Source organism: Photorhabdus sp. CRCIA-P01, assembly GCF_003545805.1.
GTDB lineage: Bacteria > Pseudomonadota > Gammaproteobacteria > Enterobacterales > Enterobacteriaceae > Photorhabdus > Photorhabdus antumapuensis.
Genome location: NZ_NMQR01000014.1, coordinates 1 through 18,338, shown reverse-complemented (window position 1 = coordinate 18,338; position 18,338 = coordinate 1). Strand labels below are relative to the sequence as shown.

General features: G+C 39.5%; 23 protein-coding genes and 1 pseudogene. 12 read left to right on the top strand and 12 right to left on the bottom strand.

Annotation, left to right across the window (positions count from 1 at the left end):
• Nucleotides 1-43: 43 nt before the first annotated feature.
• Nucleotides 44-541, bottom strand: coding sequence for a GAF domain-containing protein (locus tag D3222_RS10695; RefSeq protein ID WP_118986141.1), 498 nt, complete (start codon nucleotides 539-541; stop codon nucleotides 44-46).
• 660 nt (nucleotides 542-1,201) lie between these two features.
• Between D3222_RS10695 and D3222_RS10690 the strand changes: the two genes are divergently transcribed.
• On the top strand, nucleotides 1,202-1,444 hold the full coding sequence (locus D3222_RS10690; RefSeq protein WP_118986140.1) for a DUF1480 family protein: 243 nt from the start codon (nucleotides 1,202-1,204) through the stop codon (nucleotides 1,442-1,444).
• Nucleotides 1,445-1,670: 226 nt separating this feature from the next.
• On the opposite strand, the gene D3222_RS10685 is transcribed toward D3222_RS10690, so the two are convergent.
• The 5 genes from D3222_RS10685 to ftnA form a co-directional block, all read right to left on the bottom strand.
• Nucleotides 1,671-2,012, bottom strand: coding sequence for a YebY family protein (locus D3222_RS10685; RefSeq protein WP_118986139.1), 342 nt, complete (start codon nucleotides 2,010-2,012; stop codon nucleotides 1,671-1,673).
• Between the two features lie 397 nt (nucleotides 2,013-2,409).
• Nucleotides 2,410-2,652, bottom strand: a complete 243-nt coding sequence (locus D3222_RS25935) for a hypothetical protein (RefSeq protein ID WP_232832479.1) — start codon at nucleotides 2,650-2,652, stop codon at nucleotides 2,410-2,412.
• On the bottom strand, nucleotides 2,634-2,870 hold the full coding sequence (locus D3222_RS25930; RefSeq protein ID WP_232832478.1) for a hypothetical protein: 237 nt from the start codon (nucleotides 2,868-2,870) through the stop codon (nucleotides 2,634-2,636). The genes D3222_RS25935 and D3222_RS25930 overlap by 19 nt, the downstream gene beginning before the upstream one ends.
• Nucleotides 2,871-2,872: 2 nt before the next feature.
• The gene (yobA, locus tag D3222_RS10670) at nucleotides 2,873-3,259 is read right to left on the bottom strand and encodes a CopC domain-containing protein YobA (protein ID WP_118986137.1); all 387 of its coding nucleotides are present in this window, start codon (nucleotides 3,257-3,259) and stop codon (nucleotides 2,873-2,875) included.
• A gap of 194 nt (nucleotides 3,260-3,453) precedes the next feature.
• A complete protein-coding gene (gene ftnA / locus D3222_RS10665; protein ID WP_118986136.1) occupies nucleotides 3,454-3,957 on the bottom strand; it encodes a non-heme ferritin in 504 nt (167 codons plus the stop codon).
• A gap of 313 nt (nucleotides 3,958-4,270) precedes the next feature.
• Between ftnA and D3222_RS10660 the strand changes: the two genes are divergently transcribed.
• Nucleotides 4,271-4,501: a DNA polymerase III subunit theta gene (locus D3222_RS10660; RefSeq protein ID WP_118986135.1), complete on the top strand. Its 231-nt coding sequence runs from the start codon at nucleotides 4,271-4,273 to the stop codon at nucleotides 4,499-4,501.
• Between the two features lie 174 nt (nucleotides 4,502-4,675).
• Here the strand turns inward: D3222_RS10660 and pip are convergent, their stop codons facing one another.
• The 3 genes from pip to D3222_RS10645 form a co-directional block, all read right to left on the bottom strand.
• Nucleotides 4,676-5,629: a prolyl aminopeptidase gene (pip, locus tag D3222_RS10655; RefSeq protein ID WP_118986134.1), complete on the bottom strand. Its 954-nt coding sequence runs from the start codon at nucleotides 5,627-5,629 to the stop codon at nucleotides 4,676-4,678.
• Between the two features lie 73 nt (nucleotides 5,630-5,702).
• Nucleotides 5,703-6,077, bottom strand: a complete 375-nt coding sequence (yebF, locus tag D3222_RS10650) for a protein YebF (protein WP_118986133.1) — start codon at nucleotides 6,075-6,077, stop codon at nucleotides 5,703-5,705.
• Between the two features lie 107 nt (nucleotides 6,078-6,184).
• Nucleotides 6,185-6,364 carry a YoaH family protein gene (locus D3222_RS10645; protein WP_118986132.1) on the bottom strand — a complete coding sequence of 60 codons (180 nt, stop codon included), beginning with the start codon at nucleotides 6,362-6,364 and terminating at the stop codon, nucleotides 6,185-6,187.
• 139 nt (nucleotides 6,365-6,503) lie between these two features.
• Between D3222_RS10645 and pabB the strand changes: the two genes are divergently transcribed.
• From pabB to mntP, 8 genes are all read left to right on the top strand, one after another.
• The gene (gene pabB / locus D3222_RS10640) at nucleotides 6,504-7,874 is read left to right on the top strand and encodes an aminodeoxychorismate synthase component 1 (protein WP_118986209.1); all 1,371 of its coding nucleotides are present in this window, start codon (nucleotides 6,504-6,506) and stop codon (nucleotides 7,872-7,874) included.
• Nucleotides 7,871-8,434 carry a CoA pyrophosphatase gene (locus tag D3222_RS10635; protein WP_118986131.1) on the top strand — a complete coding sequence of 188 codons (564 nt, stop codon included), beginning with the start codon at nucleotides 7,871-7,873 and terminating at the stop codon, nucleotides 8,432-8,434. Before pabB ends, D3222_RS10635 begins: the two co-directional genes overlap by 4 nt.
• 298 nt (nucleotides 8,435-8,732) lie before the next feature.
• Nucleotides 8,733-10,097, top strand: coding sequence for an L-serine ammonia-lyase (locus D3222_RS10630; RefSeq protein ID WP_118986130.1), 1,365 nt, complete (start codon nucleotides 8,733-8,735; stop codon nucleotides 10,095-10,097).
• 622 nt (nucleotides 10,098-10,719) lie between these two features.
• Nucleotides 10,720-11,703: a PTS mannose transporter subunit IIAB gene (gene manX, locus D3222_RS10625; protein ID WP_118986129.1), complete on the top strand. Its 984-nt coding sequence runs from the start codon at nucleotides 10,720-10,722 to the stop codon at nucleotides 11,701-11,703.
• Nucleotides 11,704-11,778: 75 nt separating this feature from the next.
• A complete protein-coding gene (locus D3222_RS10620; RefSeq protein ID WP_118986128.1) occupies nucleotides 11,779-12,579 on the top strand; it encodes a PTS mannose/fructose/sorbose transporter subunit IIC in 801 nt (266 codons plus the stop codon).
• Nucleotides 12,580-12,592: 13 nt separating this feature from the next.
• Nucleotides 12,593-13,459 carry a PTS mannose transporter subunit IID gene (locus D3222_RS10615; RefSeq protein WP_198672787.1) on the top strand — a complete coding sequence of 289 codons (867 nt, stop codon included), beginning with the start codon at nucleotides 12,593-12,595 and terminating at the stop codon, nucleotides 13,457-13,459.
• Nucleotides 13,460-13,525: 66 nt separating this feature from the next.
• Nucleotides 13,526-13,984 carry a DUF986 family protein gene (locus D3222_RS10610; protein ID WP_118986126.1) on the top strand — a complete coding sequence of 153 codons (459 nt, stop codon included), beginning with the start codon at nucleotides 13,526-13,528 and terminating at the stop codon, nucleotides 13,982-13,984.
• Between the two features lie 424 nt (nucleotides 13,985-14,408).
• Nucleotides 14,409-14,990, top strand: coding sequence for a manganese efflux pump MntP (gene mntP / locus D3222_RS10605; RefSeq protein ID WP_157975317.1), 582 nt, complete (start codon nucleotides 14,409-14,411; stop codon nucleotides 14,988-14,990).
• Between the two features lie 57 nt (nucleotides 14,991-15,047).
• Here mntP and rlmA read toward each other — a convergent pair whose 3' ends face one another.
• Nucleotides 15,048-15,866: a 23S rRNA (guanine(745)-N(1))-methyltransferase gene (gene rlmA / locus D3222_RS10600; RefSeq protein ID WP_118986124.1), complete on the bottom strand. Its 819-nt coding sequence runs from the start codon at nucleotides 15,864-15,866 to the stop codon at nucleotides 15,048-15,050.
• Nucleotides 15,867-16,354: 488 nt separating this feature from the next.
• On the opposite strand from rlmA, the gene D3222_RS10590 reads away from it, so the two are divergent.
• The gene (locus tag D3222_RS10590; RefSeq protein ID WP_157975316.1) at nucleotides 16,355-16,747 is read left to right on the top strand and encodes a DUF2335 domain-containing protein; all 393 of its coding nucleotides are present in this window, start codon (nucleotides 16,355-16,357) and stop codon (nucleotides 16,745-16,747) included.
• Nucleotides 16,748-17,091: 344 nt separating this feature from the next.
• A complete protein-coding gene (locus D3222_RS10585) occupies nucleotides 17,092-17,337 on the top strand; it encodes a type II toxin-antitoxin system HicB family antitoxin (RefSeq protein ID WP_118986122.1) in 246 nt (81 codons plus the stop codon).
• Between the two features lie 7 nt (nucleotides 17,338-17,344).
• Here the strand turns inward: D3222_RS10585 and D3222_RS10580 are convergent, their stop codons facing one another.
• The gene (locus tag D3222_RS10580) at nucleotides 17,345-17,992 is read right to left on the bottom strand and encodes an AAA family ATPase (RefSeq protein WP_118986121.1); all 648 of its coding nucleotides are present in this window, start codon (nucleotides 17,990-17,992) and stop codon (nucleotides 17,345-17,347) included.
• A 71-nt stretch (nucleotides 17,993-18,063) separates the two neighbouring features.
• A pseudogene (tnpA, locus tag D3222_RS10575) lies at nucleotides 18,064-18,338 on the bottom strand (IS200/IS605-like element ISPlu2 family transposase); the annotation flags it as partial.

Below are 18,338 nucleotides of genomic sequence, written 5' to 3'. Positions count from 1 at the left end.
TCATTATAATAGCGTTGCTGATAAATGCCACGTTATCCATATGTTAAGTTACATTCAATTCAACATATTTCGGCACAACGCACTGTTCTAAATGAGCACAAAGTCCATCAATAAGGGCTTGTAAGCCAAATTCGTCTTTCTCGTCGAACCTATTAAAGACCGTGCTATCAATATCCAATACACCGATAATTCTATCGCTTACGATCAACGGCAACACAATTTCAGCGTTACTAGCAACATCACAGGCGATATGACCAGGGAACGCATGAACATCCTCAACACGCTGGATGCGATTTTCCAATACAGCCGTTCCGCATACCCCCTTGCCAACAGGTATTCTGACACAAGCAACTTTTCCCTGAAATGGCCCTAACACCAACGTATCACCATCAATTAGGTAAAAGCCAACCCAGTTAACGTCATGCAAACGTTCATACAACAATGCACTGGCATTAGCCAGCGTCGCTATTAAGTCATACTCACCAGACAACAGAGCTTTTAGATCCCCCGTAAGCTCCCGATAGAACTCATTTTTATTCATAATTGACCTATCCGATGAAATTCACAAAACGCATCTCTATTTTTATATCAAAAAAATATCAAATGCCCATAACAATAAGGTTAACAGTCTGTCACACTGACGTAAATTTTTTACTGTCTTTAATAGAATATTCTTATATTTATTGAATACTTGCAAAGGCTAGTGAGATATCACACTACTTACCAAAACATTATCAGAGGTACAACCAGTATGAGTATGATTCACTGCTAGTGCCTCTATGCCCTCATACAATAAAATCAAATTGAGTTTTTACACAATTATAAAGATCAATTATCTGATAACAGTGTCGCTCATTAGCCTCTTTCATTTGAGAGTTGACTAGTGGTGTAGTAAAAAACAAAACATTCAAACAATTTATCCATAGAATTATTACAGTTACCACACCATCACCAACATTTTGAGTCCTTAATACCACACCAAATAAATATTTCCTACTGAATGTATAAAAGGTCAAAGAATGGCAGAGATAAAAAAAGCAATATGACGAGAGTAAGTTTTAGAACAGATAATTATAACAGCAATATCATCTACCGATTATCCAACACGGAAAATATTATTACTGGAAATCTCAGCTATTTGATCTATTCTCAATGATGGCCCTACTGGTCTTACCTGTTATCTAAAAGTTAAGGAATGATTATGAACCAGACAAAATTAAGAATTTCCAGCTACGAAATTGATGACGCTATTCTCTCTTCACCTTCCCAAGAGGACGATATCACCATTAGTATTCCTTGTAATTCCGACCGCGAACTTTGTATGCAGTTGGATGGATGGGATGAACATACCAGTATTCCCGCCTTACTAAACGATAAACACATTCTTCTCTACCGAAAGCATTATGATAGACAAAAACATGCATGGGTTATGAGGGTGGTCTGATGTCCACAAAACTTGTGACAAAAAAAGGCCGAGTTGACTCCTCTACTCGGCCTAGGGAAAATGGCTCTTAAGAGCCGTGCGCTAAAAGTGTCATTAAGACGTAAAACAACTTACAATTTAAAGCGTAGCTGACATACTTGCATTTTACCAACTTTTTGGATGATAAATAATCAAAAACAACATCTTCCATTAAGCCAAAATAGACTCTATCGCTTACTCAATGACATTATCTTTTATCGCACAATGCTAAAGCTGCTTGTTGGAATGGTGCTATGCTCATTTTTTGAGTCGGATTTTTGCTATCATCCAATAGAATAATATCCAAAGACTTAGCATTCACTTTCCCTACCTTCACCATATCCGTGGCTATATCGTTTAATGGGTATTGCACTAACGTACTTGGATTAATCACAAACAGAGCCTTATTTGCTCGGCAATCCAACATCACCTCTTCCCGTGTAAATGCCCATTTATCACCAAATTGTAGCTTACTCACCGTTTCAACCGGTGCAGCAACATTCTGAAAAGAGAGACAAAACAAGGAAAGTAATAAAAGTAAACGTTTCATAATAGTTACCAATGTAGATATATAAAGCGAGCGGAATAGATCTTTTCACACACTATCTATACACTCCGGCTTCCTCCATATTCACTATACCCTTCATCTTTCAAGCTGCTGCTTTGTTAGCTGCTTTCACTCACCCCAGTCACATAGTTATCTATGCTCCTGGCGATTCGTTCACTTGCCGCCTCGCTGCAACTCGAAATCTATTAGGTATATACCCGTTATCTTTCAAGTTGCCTCTTTGTTGGCTGCTCTCGCTCACCCCGGTCACATAGTTAGCTATGTCGCTCCCTTGCCGTCTCGATGCATCTTGAAATCCATAGGGTATATATTACTGCCTATTCCTATTGGGTTATTAGAATAGGCACTTAGAGTCAAGAATAGACTACACCAATAACACCTATTGAGACAGATAGTTAGCTAAGTGAATTACCTGATTAATCTGAGCAAAAACACTTGTTATCCCATCATGCATTACCGAATGGCCTATAAAAGCATGATAGGAGAGTAAAACAGCAGAACCGATTAACATCAGAATATTTCTGGCTTTTTGTTTACCGATAAACAAAAACCCCGTAGTAGCTATTGAAATCAGTATTTGCCATTGCCAAACTTTGCCAAAAGTTATTCCCAATACTGCCAACCATCACCCATTATTCCCGATTGAATTGCCAACCATCCAATTGTTGTTACTAATGTCACAACTGTACTGATAATTACCCCTAAACGAAGGTGCGCATCAATCAGAACAGATAAACGCTCAGGAACCAATATGGCAGTAAATATGCTAAAGCCAAACACTAACATAACTGCCATAAAATGAGTGAAGCGACAAAGAATATACAGCGCCGCTAGAGACATAATTATTTCACTGTAAAGCTATAGACACCTTTAGTCTTATGCCCATCAACAGAGACCACGCTCCAGTTAACATCATATCTCCCTGTCGTCAGTTTATCTTCGATAGGAAGAATAAGTTTTGTATTAGTTGCCGGATCAAGCTTCAATTTTCCCGTTTTAATGAGTTTATTTTCCGGGCCAGTCACTTTTACTTTACTAAAATTCAGCTCAATACCTTCAGAAAAGCTTAGCGTGATTACCTGTGGTGTATTTTCTACTGTAGTATCTTCTGCCGGAATTTGTTCTGTTAAATGCGCATGGGCCAAAGCTTGCTGGCAAGATATGGCAACAAAAAGGACAATTAAAGCAGATAATTTTCGGCCAAAAGAGCGGATTGTGCTAATGGTCATCAATAACCTCTTAATTTTCAAATGAATCTCTATAAATCGTCATCATTTTATATCAAAAGAGTTATTTTATCTGCGATAACTTACAATAAGAATTTCGTCTTGTGAACTATCGCGCAAAAATAAAGGAAAACCGCAGCATTGACTTTAAATACCTAAAGTTATTGCGACTACTGCGGCTAATTAATTCCATTTCATTAGACAGGATTTGCAGCAGCCAGACCTTTCAGATCCTTATCTAATAGGAAAAGTGCTTTACCATCCTCACCAACCATATCCAGTTTATCAAGGATAGATTTAAACAATTTCTCTTCTTCATGCTGTTCTGCTACATACCATTGCAGAAAGTTAAAAGTAGAATAATCCTGCGTGGTTATCGCCAAATGAGCAAGTTTATTAATTTCGGCAGTAATAAATCTCTCGTGTTCATAAGTTCTATTGAGTACATGAGATAGAGATTCATAATCGGCCGAAGGTGCATCAATTTGCCCCAAACGTGGCATTGTGCCTGTATCACTCAGATACTCAAACAAGCGATGCATATGCTGCATCTCTTCCTGAGAGTGCGATTTAAAAAACGCAGCGGCACCTGGTAACCCTTGTTCACTACACCATGCACTCATTTGCAAATATAAATTCGCAGAATAGAACTCCAGATTCATCTGCTCATTTAATTCATTAACCATTTCTTGATTTAACATAATAGATACTCCAGTTATTAATTGAACTATATTATGCCAATTAAATTAAAATAATAAAACCCAATAATAAAAATAAATTAAAAATATGTATCACACTGAAATATAAATATATTTTTCAATAAAAAGATGAAAATGAATCTCATTTGATATATTTAAATGAAAATGAATTACATTTACAAAATAATCTTCACCAAGGAATTTTTATATTTAATGATAATGAATATTATTTATATTTATAAAATAATCAATTCAAACCTTGCCAGAAAAACCTGTCTGGATTAGTTTTATCACTTTGTGAATTAGAGAAACACTTATGAAACATAATCTGGCCGAACTGTCTACAGAGGATATGGACAAAATGAATGTTGATTTGGCAGCCTCTGGCGTAGCCTTTAAGGAACGTTACAATATGCCGGTACTTCCTGATGCGGCTGAACAAGAACAACCCGAACATCTGCGGCAATATTTTCAACAACGTTTAGTACATTATCGCCAATTATCCAAACAACTTTCCAGTTTACCCTACGAACCAAAAGGCCGCTAATCATCCAGTAAGAATGAGTAACCACCGGATAACCGGTGGTTATATCCGTTATCTTTCAAGTTGCCTCTTTGTTGGCTGCGCTCACTCACCCCGGTCACATCGTTATCTATGCTCCCGGGGATTCGCTCCCTTGCCGTCGCGATCCATCTTGAAATCCATTGGGTATATATCCAATTACTGATCTGCAAACCTATCTGTTGCACTAATAAGCTGATGTAAAATACCCGGCTCATCAAATGAATGTCCTGCTCCTTCAATGATATGTAATTCCGCTTCCGGCCATGCCTGCGCCAGATCCCAAGCATTTTGCACCCGGCAAGCCATATCATATCGACCATGAATGATAACTGCCGGAATATCCCGTATAACGTCAATATTATTCAACAGTTGCTGCTCCTCATTCATAAAACCCTCATTGATAAAATAGTGGTTCTCAATCCGAGCAAATGCCAAAGCAAACTCATCTTCCGTAAAACACTCCACACTATTTGAAGGAAGCAATGTTACCGTCTCGCCTTCCCACAAACTCCAGAGACGAGCGGCTTCTAATTGCACCCGAAGATCATGACTGGTCAGCCGCTTATTATACGCTCCGATCACATCCTTTCGTTCTTCCTCCGATAAAATAGATACCGTTCGTTGCCATTTATCAGGGAAGAAATTAGAAGCACCATCCTGATAATACCAGTGCAACTCTTGTGGCCTCAGCAAGAAAATTCCCCGTAGAATTAATTCAGAAACGTATTGAGGATGAGTCTGAGCGTAAACTAAAGATAAAGTTGAACCCCACGAGCCACCAAATACCAGCCATTTTTCTACTCCCATCAGTTGACGTAAGCGCTCAATATCTTCAACTAAATGCCAAGTGGTATTATTTTCCAAGCTGGCATGAGGTTTTGAACACCCACAACCACGCTGATCAAATAACATGACATGATATTTCTTCGGGTCGAATAACCGACGATGATAAGAGGCAATACCACCACCCGGTCCGCCATGAATAAATACAGCCGGCTTACCTACAGGATTACCACACAATTCCCAATAAATTTGATGACCATCGCCTGTATCCAAATACCCCGAACGATAAGCTTCACAAGCCGGATATAATTTTCTCAATTCTGACATAACATTTCCTTTACTGGCTAACACCAAATCTGGTATCCATCTAATGACGGGTAGAGATAACTATCAGAAAATGCTATTTCAACTCGCTATAGCTAATCGTATTTTGCTGACAATCAACGACAACACGGTAATCTTTATCACGCTTAGAACCACGAACAGTCAGCGGAATTTTTAATATATCTTTGTCGCCAGTGATATTTTCCGCCTTTACCCACACCACTGGTTTAGCAGTTCCCAATTGCTTTCTATCTTCTGACCAATGGTTAATGCGGTTTTGCAGGAAATCACGCTTTACTTGAGCGGCAATTTGCGATTTAGTTAAATTGTCACAAGAAATAAACTTATCAACACGTTTGTTCTCCGAAACAGCAGATACTGTGAATGAAACAGTGAGCAAAAATGCAGCACCTGATAGGCCAACTCTGTTAATGATATGACATGCTTTCATACTACCTCCCGTTAATATCTCAAAGTAAGAGATTAAATATGGAGCTAACCTAACATGCCAGGTAACATAAATGTGTGATTATTGTTAAATAAATAATTTAATTATGTTCATTTTTCATCATCAAACACCACATTAACCTGTTCTTTTTCTCGATGCTGTTCACGAATTTCTTGTGCGACCAACGCAATCGCTTCGCCACTGCTCATTCCTTCAACCATCAATTGCTGAATTTTTTCCACTGCTCGTTGCTGTTCCTGATGGGATAAAGTTGGCATACCTGAAAACATGATAATAACCTCTATGAAGTGATCCATGCCGAAGAGTATAGCGATTTTTAACTCAAGTAAGGAGTGGATTTCTATGTTAATCTGTAGGGATTAAAATCAAGATTAACTTTTGCCTTACCACTGCTAAACCAACATGATAATGAGTATTTCACTGCAAAAACGGCAATTACCATACCAACCAGACGCTGCCATCAACTATTTCGCGCCGATTTCAAACCAGTCTTGGGCAATGCTGCTCCATTCTGGTTCTGCCGACCATCCCCATAATCGGTTTGATATTCTGGTTGCAGAGCCACGGATAACACTGCTCAGTCATAATAAATCAACTGAAATAAATGAAGATGGTGATAGTTATATTACTGAGGAAGATCCCTTTTACCTGTTAAAAAGGCAACTAGAGAAATTAAATATCACAGCAAAGTTCGATCCTGATTTACCATTTCAAGGCGGCGCCCTAGGTTTATGGGGATATGATCTTGGGCGCTATATTGAAGAATTACCATCACAAGCCAAAAATGAGCTGTCATTTCCAGATATGGCAATAGGTATTTATGACTGGGCGCTGATTGTTGATCATCACAAGAAAGAGGTGATTTTATTCAGCTACAGTGATGTTGATACGCGCCTGAACTGGCTAACTTCTCACCAAATTGCGCCAAAAATGGCTTTTACGTTGACCAGTGAGTGGCGGTCAAATATGAGTGTTAAGCAATATAATGAAAAAATTAGCGGCATTCATCACTACCTGTTAAGCGGCGATTGTTATCAAGTTAACCTGGCACAACGATTTTGCGCTGATTACCAAGGAGATGAATGGCAAGCATTCATAAAACTTAATGAGAGCAACCGTGCACCTTTTTCCGCCTTTATTCGTTTACCGGAAAACAGCGTTATCAGCGTCTCTCCTGAACGTTTTTTACTCCTGGAAAATAGACAAATTCAAACTCGTCCGATTAAGGGGACATTACCGCGCTTAAGTGATACAGAAAAGGACGTACTGCAAGCTGCAAAACTGGCAGCCTCGAAAAAAGACCAGGCTGAAAATTTGATGATCGTCGATTTATTGCGTAATGATATTGGCCGGGTAGCCACACCGGGGTCAGTTAAAGTTCCCGAATTATTTGTAGTTGAACAATTCCCTGCCGTTCACCATCTGGTTAGCACAATCACCGCAACACTGCCAAATGAACAACATGCCACGGATCTATTACGTGCCTGTTTTCCCGGAGGTTCTATTACCGGAGCGCCTAAAATCAGAGCGATGGAGATAATAGAAGAGCTTGAACCTCACCGCCGACATGGATATTGTGGTTCAATTGGCTATATTAGTTTCTGTGGCACAATGGACAGCAATATCACCATTCGTACCCTCTTAACTGAGAAAGAAAAAATATATTGTTGGGCTGGTGGCGGAATCGTTGCTGACAGCATTGCTGAAAAAGAGTATCAAGAAACATTTGATAAGTTGAATCGTATTTTGCCACAACTAGGGAAAATAAAAGTAATATGACATCACTGTCTGATTTCGTTAACAGATTTCAGTTACAACTTCCACCACCCCCTAAATGGTTTTCATATAACAACCGCCATGCCGCAGTGTTATTACCGATCATCTGCAAACCAAAACCAACGTTATTATTAACCCAACGCTCCGCCACTTTACGATCACATGCCGGTCAAGTCGCCTTTCCAGGGGGGGTTGCCGATCCTCAAGATAAATCAATAATCGCGACCGCACTACGAGAAGCGGAAGAAGAAGTTAACATACCTCATCAGAAAGTTCAGGTTCTGGGACAACTCGCTCCTTTAAATAGCATCAGTGGCTATCTGGTGACGCCTATTGTCGGATTATTGCCCCCCGGATTATCCCTCCACAGTAACCCGGCAGAAGTTTCCAAAATATTCGAAGTTCCTCTATCTGAAGCGCTTTCACTTTCGAGTTATCATTATCTTGATGTTAATCGCCGAGGTCAGCAGCATCGAATCTATTTTTACTGGTATCAGCAGCATCTCATCTGGGGATTAACAGCAACGATAATTCATCAATTAGCTCAACAAGTTCAGGTTTGATCTAAATCATTTAAGGACAATTAATTTGTATTTTTTTTGCCCACCTTTATCACTATTGCTATCATAATTCAAAAAAAACTGTAAACTCCCTTATCAACACGACTAAATCACAGTAAAGTAGCGTACCTCAATATATATATAACTATACCCAATGGATTTCAAGGTGCATCGCGACGGCAAGGGAGCGAATCCCAGGGAGCATAGATAACTATGTGACCGGGGTGAGTGAGTGCAGCCAACAAAGAGGCAACTTGAAAGATAACGGGTATATATCTCTATCTTTTTTAAGGAGTCTTGCGTGATTAGCGTTTTCGACATGTTTAAGGTCGGTATTGGCCCATCTAGCTCTCATACAGTTGGCCCGATGAAAGCCGGCAAACAGTTTGTCGACGATCTGGTAAACCAGGGATTAATGCCTTCTATCACGCGTGTAGCCGTCGATGTTTACGGCTCACTCTCATTAACCGGCAAGGGTCATCATACGGATATCGCTATTATCATGGGTCTAGCAGGTAATTTACCCGCCACCGTTGATATTGATTCGATCCCCGGTTTTATTCGTGATGTAGAGCAAACACAGCGTATTAAGCTGGCCAACGGTTTACATGAAGTCGATTTCCCACGTGATAGCGGCATGGTTTTCCGAAGTGATAATCTGTCATTACATGAAAACGGCATGCAAATTCACGCATTCGCGGGGGACAAAAAAGTTTATAGCAAAACCTACTACTCGATTGGTGGTGGTTTTATTGTTGATGAAGAACACTTTGGTAAACCCTCTCAGGATACCAAACCCGTTTCATATCCATTCAATTTAGCAAAAGAATTACTGATGAATTGTAATAAAACCGGGTTATCTATTTCCGGTTTAATGATGAAAAATGAACTGGATCTCCACAGCAAAGAAGAAATTAATGCCTATTTTGCCGATGTCTGGGATACCATGCAGGCTTGTATTGAACGTGGTTTGAACACCGAAGGGGTTTTACCTGGCCCACTGCGTGTACCACGCCGGGCAGCGGCATTACATCGTATGCTGACCTCATCAAACAATCTATCTAATGATCCAATGAATGTCGTGGATTTGGTGAACATGTTCGCCTTGGCAGTCAATGAAGAAAATGCCGCGGGTGGGCGTGTTGTTACCGCACCAACCAATGGCGCTTGTGGCATTGTTCCTGCCGTACTCGCTTATTACAACCATTGCATTGAACCTGTAACACCAGAGCTCTATATCCGCTATTTCCTGGCTTCCGGCGCTATTGGCATCCTATATAAAATGAATGCATCGATATCTGGAGCTGAAGTGGGTTGCCAAGGTGAAGTAGGTGTTGCCTGCTCGATGGCGGCAGCCGGCCTTGCTGAACTGCTCGGTGGCAGCGCTGAACAGGTCTGTATTGCGGCTGAAATCGGTATGGAACATAACCTCGGCCTTACCTGTGACCCGGTGGCAGGCCAAGTACAAGTACCTTGTATTGAACGAAATGCCATTGCTTCAGTAAAAGCAATCAATGCTGCACGCATGGCTTTGCGCCGTACCAGTGAACCGCGCGTTTCTCTCGATAAAGTTATTGAAACCATGTACGAAACAGGTAAAGACATGAACGCGAAATATCGTGAAACATCCCGCGGTGGTCTGGCCATTAAAGTTCAGTGTGATTAATCAAATAAATAACCTGTTTTTTAATCAGTAAATGCTTCTGTCATGAAAATATCCCTACCTTATGGTTGGGATATTTTTTGACCAAAACTTAAAATGATCATCTTTTGATCTAAAAAGATGAATATATTTTTAATTTTAAATTAATAAGATGTTACCATAAACAGAATAAACATCTAACAATAAGCAAATTATAGATAATTATAAATTAATTTTACAATTTTTAGCTTATTAAATTGTTTTGTGGTTAACATTTTTATCTATTTCATTTTTTCTGACTGACAGCAATTTTCCTCCGGTATTTCTAATGTTAATCTAACAGCCGATTTTTACAGTCAATAAGAGATAAAGTCTAAATCAAGTCAAATATTTAGGTATCATATTGATAAAAGGTCACTATTTGTACAAATAAGATTTTTATTGGAGGAATGATTCATCAAAATTATTGCAGTAACTTTGTAGTAATCCTGCGTTTATACCTAATAGATTTCGAGTTGCAGCGCGGCGGCAAGTGAATAAATCCCCAGGAGCATAGCTAACGATGTGACTGGGGTGAGTGAAAGCAGCCAACAAAGCAGCAGCTTGAAAGATGAAGGGGATATATTATTAACAGAGGGGAAAACAGGTGAGTATAGCCATTATGATTGGCACACACGGGTCTGCGGCTGAGCAACTGCTTCGTACCGCGGAGATGTTAATTGGAGAGCAAGAAAATGTTTCTTACATTGACTTCGTTCCTGGTGAAAATGCCGATACCTTATTTGAAAAATACAACAGTAAACTGGAAACACTTAATACAGAGCAAGGTGTATTGTTTCTTGTCGATACATGGGGAGGAAGTCCATTCAATGCGGCTAGCCGTATTGCCGTAGATAAAGAGAATTATGAGATCATCACCGGAGTTAACGTTCCAATGTTGGTTGAAACCTTTATGTGTCGAGATGATGACCCATCTCTGGCAGAACTGGTTTCTATTGCTCTGGAAACAGGGAAAGAAGGCATCCGGGCCCTGAAAACGGAAGAACCTCAAAAAGCTGAACCAGCCAAACCCGTAGCATCCGTTGCGGCGCCTTCATTTGCACCATCAACCGGCGGTCATATGAAAATTGCATTAGCTCGAATTGATGACCGCCTCATTCATGGTCAGGTCGCTACTCGTTGGACAAAAGAGACCAATGTCAAACGGATCATTGTCGTCAGCGATGAAGTTGCTGCTGATACTGTCCGTACCACCTTGCTAAAACAAGTTGCTCCACCGGGGCTCAGTGCTCACGTTGTTGATGTTGCAAAATGTGTTCGCGTTTATAACAACCCGAAATATGCCAATGAACGTGTCATGTTGCTGTTTACAAACCCAACAGATGTTTTGCGTTTAGTCGAAGATGGTGTCGATATCACTTCTATCAACATTGGTGGAATGGCTTTCCGTCAGGGAAAAACGCAAGTTAACAACGCAATATCCGTTGATGAAACCGATATTGCAGCCTTCAAAAAACTAGATGAACGAGGCATTGAACTTGAAGCCCGTAAGGTTGCCAGTGATAGCCGCTTACAAATGATGGATCTACTCCAGAAGGTTAAAAACGAAAATCAGATCAGAGCAATTTAACTATTACTCAATGACAAAAATTACTCAATGACAAAAATTTCTTCCCAAATTTAATTTGGTTACAGGAGACAAACAATGGAAATTACCGTTGTTCAAATTGCATTGATATTCATCGTAGCTTGTATAGTCGGAATGGATTCCATTCTTGATGAATTTCAATTCCACCGCCCACTCGTGGCTTGCACCTTAATCGGGATCATTCTCGGTGATATGACAACCGGTATCATTATCGGCGGTACGCTAGAGATGATCGCCCTTGGCTGGATGAATATCGGTGCGGCCATTGCCCCGGATGCAGCCTTAGCATCAATCATCTCAACGATTCTGGTCATCGCGGGTGGTCGTGATATCGGTGAAGGTATTGCTTTGGCCATTCCGTTGGCAGCAGCAGGGCAAGTTCTGACTATCATTGTACGTACCATCACCGTCGCCTTCCAGCATGCGGCGGACAACGCGGCAGAACGTGGCAGTCTGCGGGCGATTAGCTTTATCCATCTATCCGCATTACTGCTCCAGGCTATGCGTATCGCCATCCCTGCCCTGATCGTTGCCCTATCGGTGGGTACCAATGAAGTTCAACAGCTACTTGCCTCTATTCCAAAAGTGGTAACAGATGGCTTGAATATCGCAGGGGGCATGATCGTCGTTGTGGGTTACGCAATGGTTATCAACATGATGCGTGCCGGTTACCTAATGCCCTTCTTCTACCTCGGATTCGTCACGGCGGCATTCACTGAATTTAACCTGGTTGCATTAGGCATTATTGGTATTGTCATGGCCGTGCTGTACATCCAGCTAAGCCCTAAATATAACAAATCTCAGGTCGTGGCTGCCCCTGGGCACACCGATAACGACCTTGATAACGAATTAGATTAAAAGGATGAGCAACATGTTAGATACAACAAAAACGACTGCTCAGACAGCAGGCCAGAAAAAACTGACACCCAGTGATATCCGTGGTGTATTTCTCCGTTCCAATGTGTTTCAAGGTTCATGGAACTTTGAACGTATGCAGGCTTTGGGTTTCTGTTTCTCTATGGTTCCAGCTCTTCGTCGTTTGTATCCAGAAAATACCGATGAGCGTAAACAGGCACTCAAACGCCACCTTGAATTCTTTAACACTCACCCTTACGTCGTCGCACCTGTACTGGGTGTCACTCTGGCAATGGAGGAACAGCGTGCTAATGGCGCAACGATTGATGATGGGGCGATTAACGGTATCAAAGTCGGTCTGATGGGGCCACTGGCCGGTGTTGGTGACCCTATTTTCTGGGGGACAGTCCGCCCAGTATTTGCTGCTTTGGGTGCTGGCCTGGCAATGAGTGGTAGCTGGCTTGGGCCTGTCTTGTTCTTCTTCTTATTCAATCTGGTACGCCTATTAGTTCTCTATTCAGGCATCTCTTATGGTTATAAGAAAGGAATCAATATCGTTCAGGATATGGGTGGCGGCTTCTTGCAAAAAATGACCGAAGGAGCGTCAATCCTTGGTCTATTTGTCATGGGGGCATTAGTTAATAAATGGACGAAAGTTAATATCCCGTTGGTTGTATCAGAAATTCCTAACCAACAGACGGGTGAAACGACAATAACCACGGTTCAGAATATCCTCGATCAGTTGATGCCAGGCTTGGTACCTCTTTTGCTGACATTTGCTTGTATGTGGTTATTACGACATAAAGTCAATGCCCTGTGGATCATTATTGGCTTCTTTATCCTGGGGATTATTGGTGCCAGATTTGGTTTCCTTGGTCTCTAGTACAATATCATTCGGGGAGGAATTCCTCCCCCTATTTTCTTTTTCATAACAATACAGGGATAAGGAATGGGCCTTAATGATATGGTATTAGTTGGTTTAATCTTACTAATGCTAGCTTTTGCTGTTTATGATGAATTCGTGGTTAATTTGATGAAAGGGAAAACTCACCTACAAATAAAGCTAAAAAGAAAACATAAAATTGATGCACTCATCTTTATTATCCTGATACTTATTGTTGTTTATAATAATATTACCGCTTATGGTAGCCGTTTAACCACATATTTATTGCTGTTTACTATCCTGGTGACTATTTATCTTGCCTACATACGTTCGCCTAAACTATTATTTAAAAATAACGGTTTCTTCTATGCAAATACCTTTATTTCCTATAATCGGATAAAAACCATGAATTTATCTGAAGATGGCATCCTGGTTATTGGTTTAGAAAACAAGAAATTATATATATCAGCAAGCCAACTTGATGATTTAGAAAGAATCTATAAATTTCTCGTCGAAAACAGATAGATAAGAAAAAATAATATATAAAAACATAAATAATAAAAGTCAGCCTCACGCTGACTTTTATTTTCCCTATAAAGAAGATAATGATAATTATTATCAACATCATACTTTAACCCTAAAAATAATATTATTTTCCCTTTTTGAATTATTGTGCTATCTTTTAAATTGTCATGGGGAGTAGCCTGTTTCAGAGAAACGATTTAGTTAACTTCTCTGAAAAGCCCGTATCAACACGCTCGTTACAAAATAAACGTGGTGCGGGTAGCCTTATTGCTATCTTAACAGGTATTATTGTTGCTCAAAATAGCAAATACAATAGCCTAATGGGATAGCTATTAATTCGGTTGGCAAGACCATTGCATATAACACCATCATTGGTTGGGGATGGATTATATGTATATGGAAACACCCAACCGAGGCTATATTAATGAATATGTACGCAACCCTTATCCTAGCTTTAGCGCTCTCAATGGATGCCTTTGCTGCTGCAATTTGTAAAGGGGCCACACTACATAGACCACATTTTCGCGAAGCAATCCGTACAGGTTTGATATTTGGCTTGGTAGAAGCCTGTACCCCATTGATTGGCTGGTCTATCGGGCTTTACGCCAGCCAGTATATTATGGAGTGGGATCACTGGATTGCCTTCACTCTGTTATTTGTTCTAGGTTGTAGAATGATTACAGAGAGCTTTAAAGCAAATCAGGAAAAAAAGTGTGAATCACCCTGCCGCCATAATTCAATAGTACTAATAACAACAGCCATTGCCACCAGCCTGGATGCAATGGCTGTTGGTATCGGGCTCGCTTTCCTTCAAGTCAATATCGTACATACCGCAATGGCTATCGGCATGATGACAATGATTATGGCAACATTGGGTATATTAATCGGCCGTTATATTGGCCCACTGCTAGGCAAACGCGCTGAGCTTATTGGCGGGTTGACTCTGATTGCAATTGGCTTCAATATCTTATTTGAGCATCTCGAATTATTTATGTACGCCAAATAACGCCACCAGCCCAAAATATTTATCTATTAAACGTTATATTTTGGGCTGAAATCTTAATCATTTAAGGCGTTGATAGACCCGCAGTATAAAATCAGTTTCACATTCAAACAACGCTCTATCCGCTAATCCTTTTTTCACATCTTCTGTTGCTCGCCAGGCAAATGGTGTCATCTGTAATAAATGATGCGCTTGTACGCCATCTAATTTCATTGGATAAGATAGCGATTCATCGGTTATCAATTCAAATCCTTCCAACGGTTCCGCCTTCAATGAATGAAGATGAGTATTTTGATAAATCAACTCTTTAAGCTGATAAAGATGGCGAGGACCAGGAGTGACTGTCAAAACAATTCCCTGTGGCTTAACCACCCTTGCCAACTCTTCCGCTTTGCAAGGCGCATAAATCCTTAATACCCCGGCAAGCGATTTATCGGCAAACGGCAAACGATGACTCGACGCAACACAAAAGCTAACAGCAGGATAGCGCTTAGCGCCATAACGAACCGCGACCTTAGCAACATCTAACCCATAGATTCCAAGATTACGTCTCTTGCTTAACTGTGCTTCAACCGCGGCAGTGTAATAACCTTCACCACATCCTATATCCAGCAAACTCACTGTACTTTCTGGCAGATACTTTTCCAGTAATTCCGAAACCCGTTGTTGTAATGGTTGATAATGCCCTGAATCCAAAAATGCTCTTCTTGATTGCATCATCTCTGGGCTATCACCTGGTTCCTTGGACCTTTTATGCTGAACGGGCATTAAATTGACATACCCTTCTTTAGCACAATCAAACTGATGATTATTCTCACAGCGCCATTGCTGTCGAGTGAGCAATAAAGCGTGATGACATAAGGGGCATTGATAAGACATAAAATTCCCAAAATATAAGAAAACTAGCCGGCACTATAGCATATTCTGATACTTTTCGTCGTAAATCATACTAATGAATAATTCTATATAAACGATTAATCATTATCTTGAATGAAATTGCATTCCATTATTTTCACTCCTTTCTTTGAAGCGTCTCGCAATATTTCTATGGCATAAGTATATTTATCAGGTATGATTCTTAAATCAAAATCCAATAAAGCATCATTGATGCTAAGTCATTTAACTAATAGAAACAACTAATAATACAGGTAATATAATGAACATTTTCATACAATACTTTCATAAATTAAGATCAATTTCACCGAAATTCTATATTATGCCCAATACAAACTATTTTGATCTTATCCCACAGAAAAGTGACGTTGATACTTTAGCAGATGATCTGGATAAAGTCCGCGCAGATTTTGCTGCCGTATTAAAGCAATTCAATGATGAAATCATATTATCTACAGGGAAAGAGACGATATATGACCAGAAGAATCACCGGAAAACATCCGAAAATAGCTAAACAATCTAATCAAGGTGATATCAATCCATTATATTATCAATTGCCTGATTCAGAGATATTAAGGCTCTATGAACAACATACAAAGGGAGCTGCTGACCGATTTATAACCCTAATCGAACAACAACAGAGGTATAGACACGAGATGGAAAAAGTCGCCTTAGAGCAAATGGTAAGAAAAAGTATCAGGGGGCAAAATTATGGATTATTACTCACTTTTATCTCTCTGTTTGTCGCTTTAATCTTAGGTTTAAACGGGCATAATTGGTTAGCCGGAATCATCGGAAGCGGTACGGTAACAACGATTCTAATTATTTATGTTTTAAATATAAATCCACAACCATTTATAAAATAAATCAATATAGATCAAGGTAAAAATGTCTTCTTTTATATTGTCATAAACTTTTACTCTACCTGATAATTAGGACTAGTAAAAGAGGAGCGCCATTAGTAAATTGTTGGTGGTTATATATCATTATCACTCTATTATCTCATCATTTATTAAAATGTTACTTCATAAAAAATCAATATAATGTCTTATAATAAATTTTTTATCATTAATTCCATCGTTTTCATTAGTAGAATAGTCACGAATATCAGATAAATTGATGATTGAAATATCTTAATATCGCTTGGGGAAGCTAAACCCTATCAGGTACGTGATGCCAGAACATTTCTTGAGGCTATAGGAATAACACTATGAATACCATGATATATAAAGGCTATGCTGCAAAAATTGAATATAGCGATGAAGATCAGTGTTTAATCGGTCATATTGCTGGCATCAATGATGTAATTGGTTTTCATGCTGATAACGTGAATGAACTACGCACTGCTTTTGAAGAGGCAATAGATGACTATTTGACTTACTGTGCTGAACATAGACTCAGCCCTCAACGCCCAGCCAGTGGTAAAATCAGCTTACGTATTCCTCTCCAATTTTAACTAATCCTTAATCTTCCATCATTTTTTCATAATGAGAATGAAACCCAGTTTCCTCAAATATTCTTCTAAATGTAGAAAAATAAAGCTGTGTACTTATTTGCCCATAATCATTAATATTGAAACCATCAGAGTGAGATCCTCTACTAACAAAACGATACAACGCTTTGTATTCAGGTTCTTTTTCACATATCTTATCGATTGCTTTTTTTAAGCTATCCTCTTGATGGATAAAAGTAAAATAATACTCTAATATATTTCTCATCATATTAGGTACAATAACAGGAGATGTTACTCCTGCCTTTGCATCCTTCAATGCTTGCCAAAATGACTGATAATCATTTTTTATTTCATTGGGTTTTATTTTGGAAATTATACTATACTCATTCTTAGTCACTCTAAATAAATTATAATTTTTAGGACATTCTGAATTATGGCTTTTTATTTTAATTAACTCGTGAAAGAAGAATAAACTATGTGTTAAAATAAAAATCTGTGAAAAACCACCATCTATTATTCTTTGTTGAATTAAAGATGCTACATCATATACATGATTGTGTGAAAGACTAGAAATAGGATCATCTATTACAATAATTTTATCCGCATTCTGTGAAAAATTATCTTTCTGAACTGAACCACTACAATACTCACTAAACAACCACCTACTAAAGTAGGTGGGTTAGTGATTAACGGACTGAAAGTCCGGATACGCGTCGGCTAAACGACGCGTCAATTATCCATCCTGAAATTATCATTCGGATTGGGTTCAAAATGATGTTCTAAATAGCTTTTGATCATTTCCTCCGTTAACTGCCCCACCGTTGCACAAAAATAGCCTCGCCCCCAAAAATGTTGGCCCCAGTACCGCTTTTTCAAATGCGAAAATTCTTCAAACAGCTTACTGGCCGTTCTCCCCTTCAGCCTTCTCATGATTTCACTTGGCGCTAATGTTGGGGGACTGCTGACGAGTATATGCACGTGATCTTGACTCACAACTCCCTTTA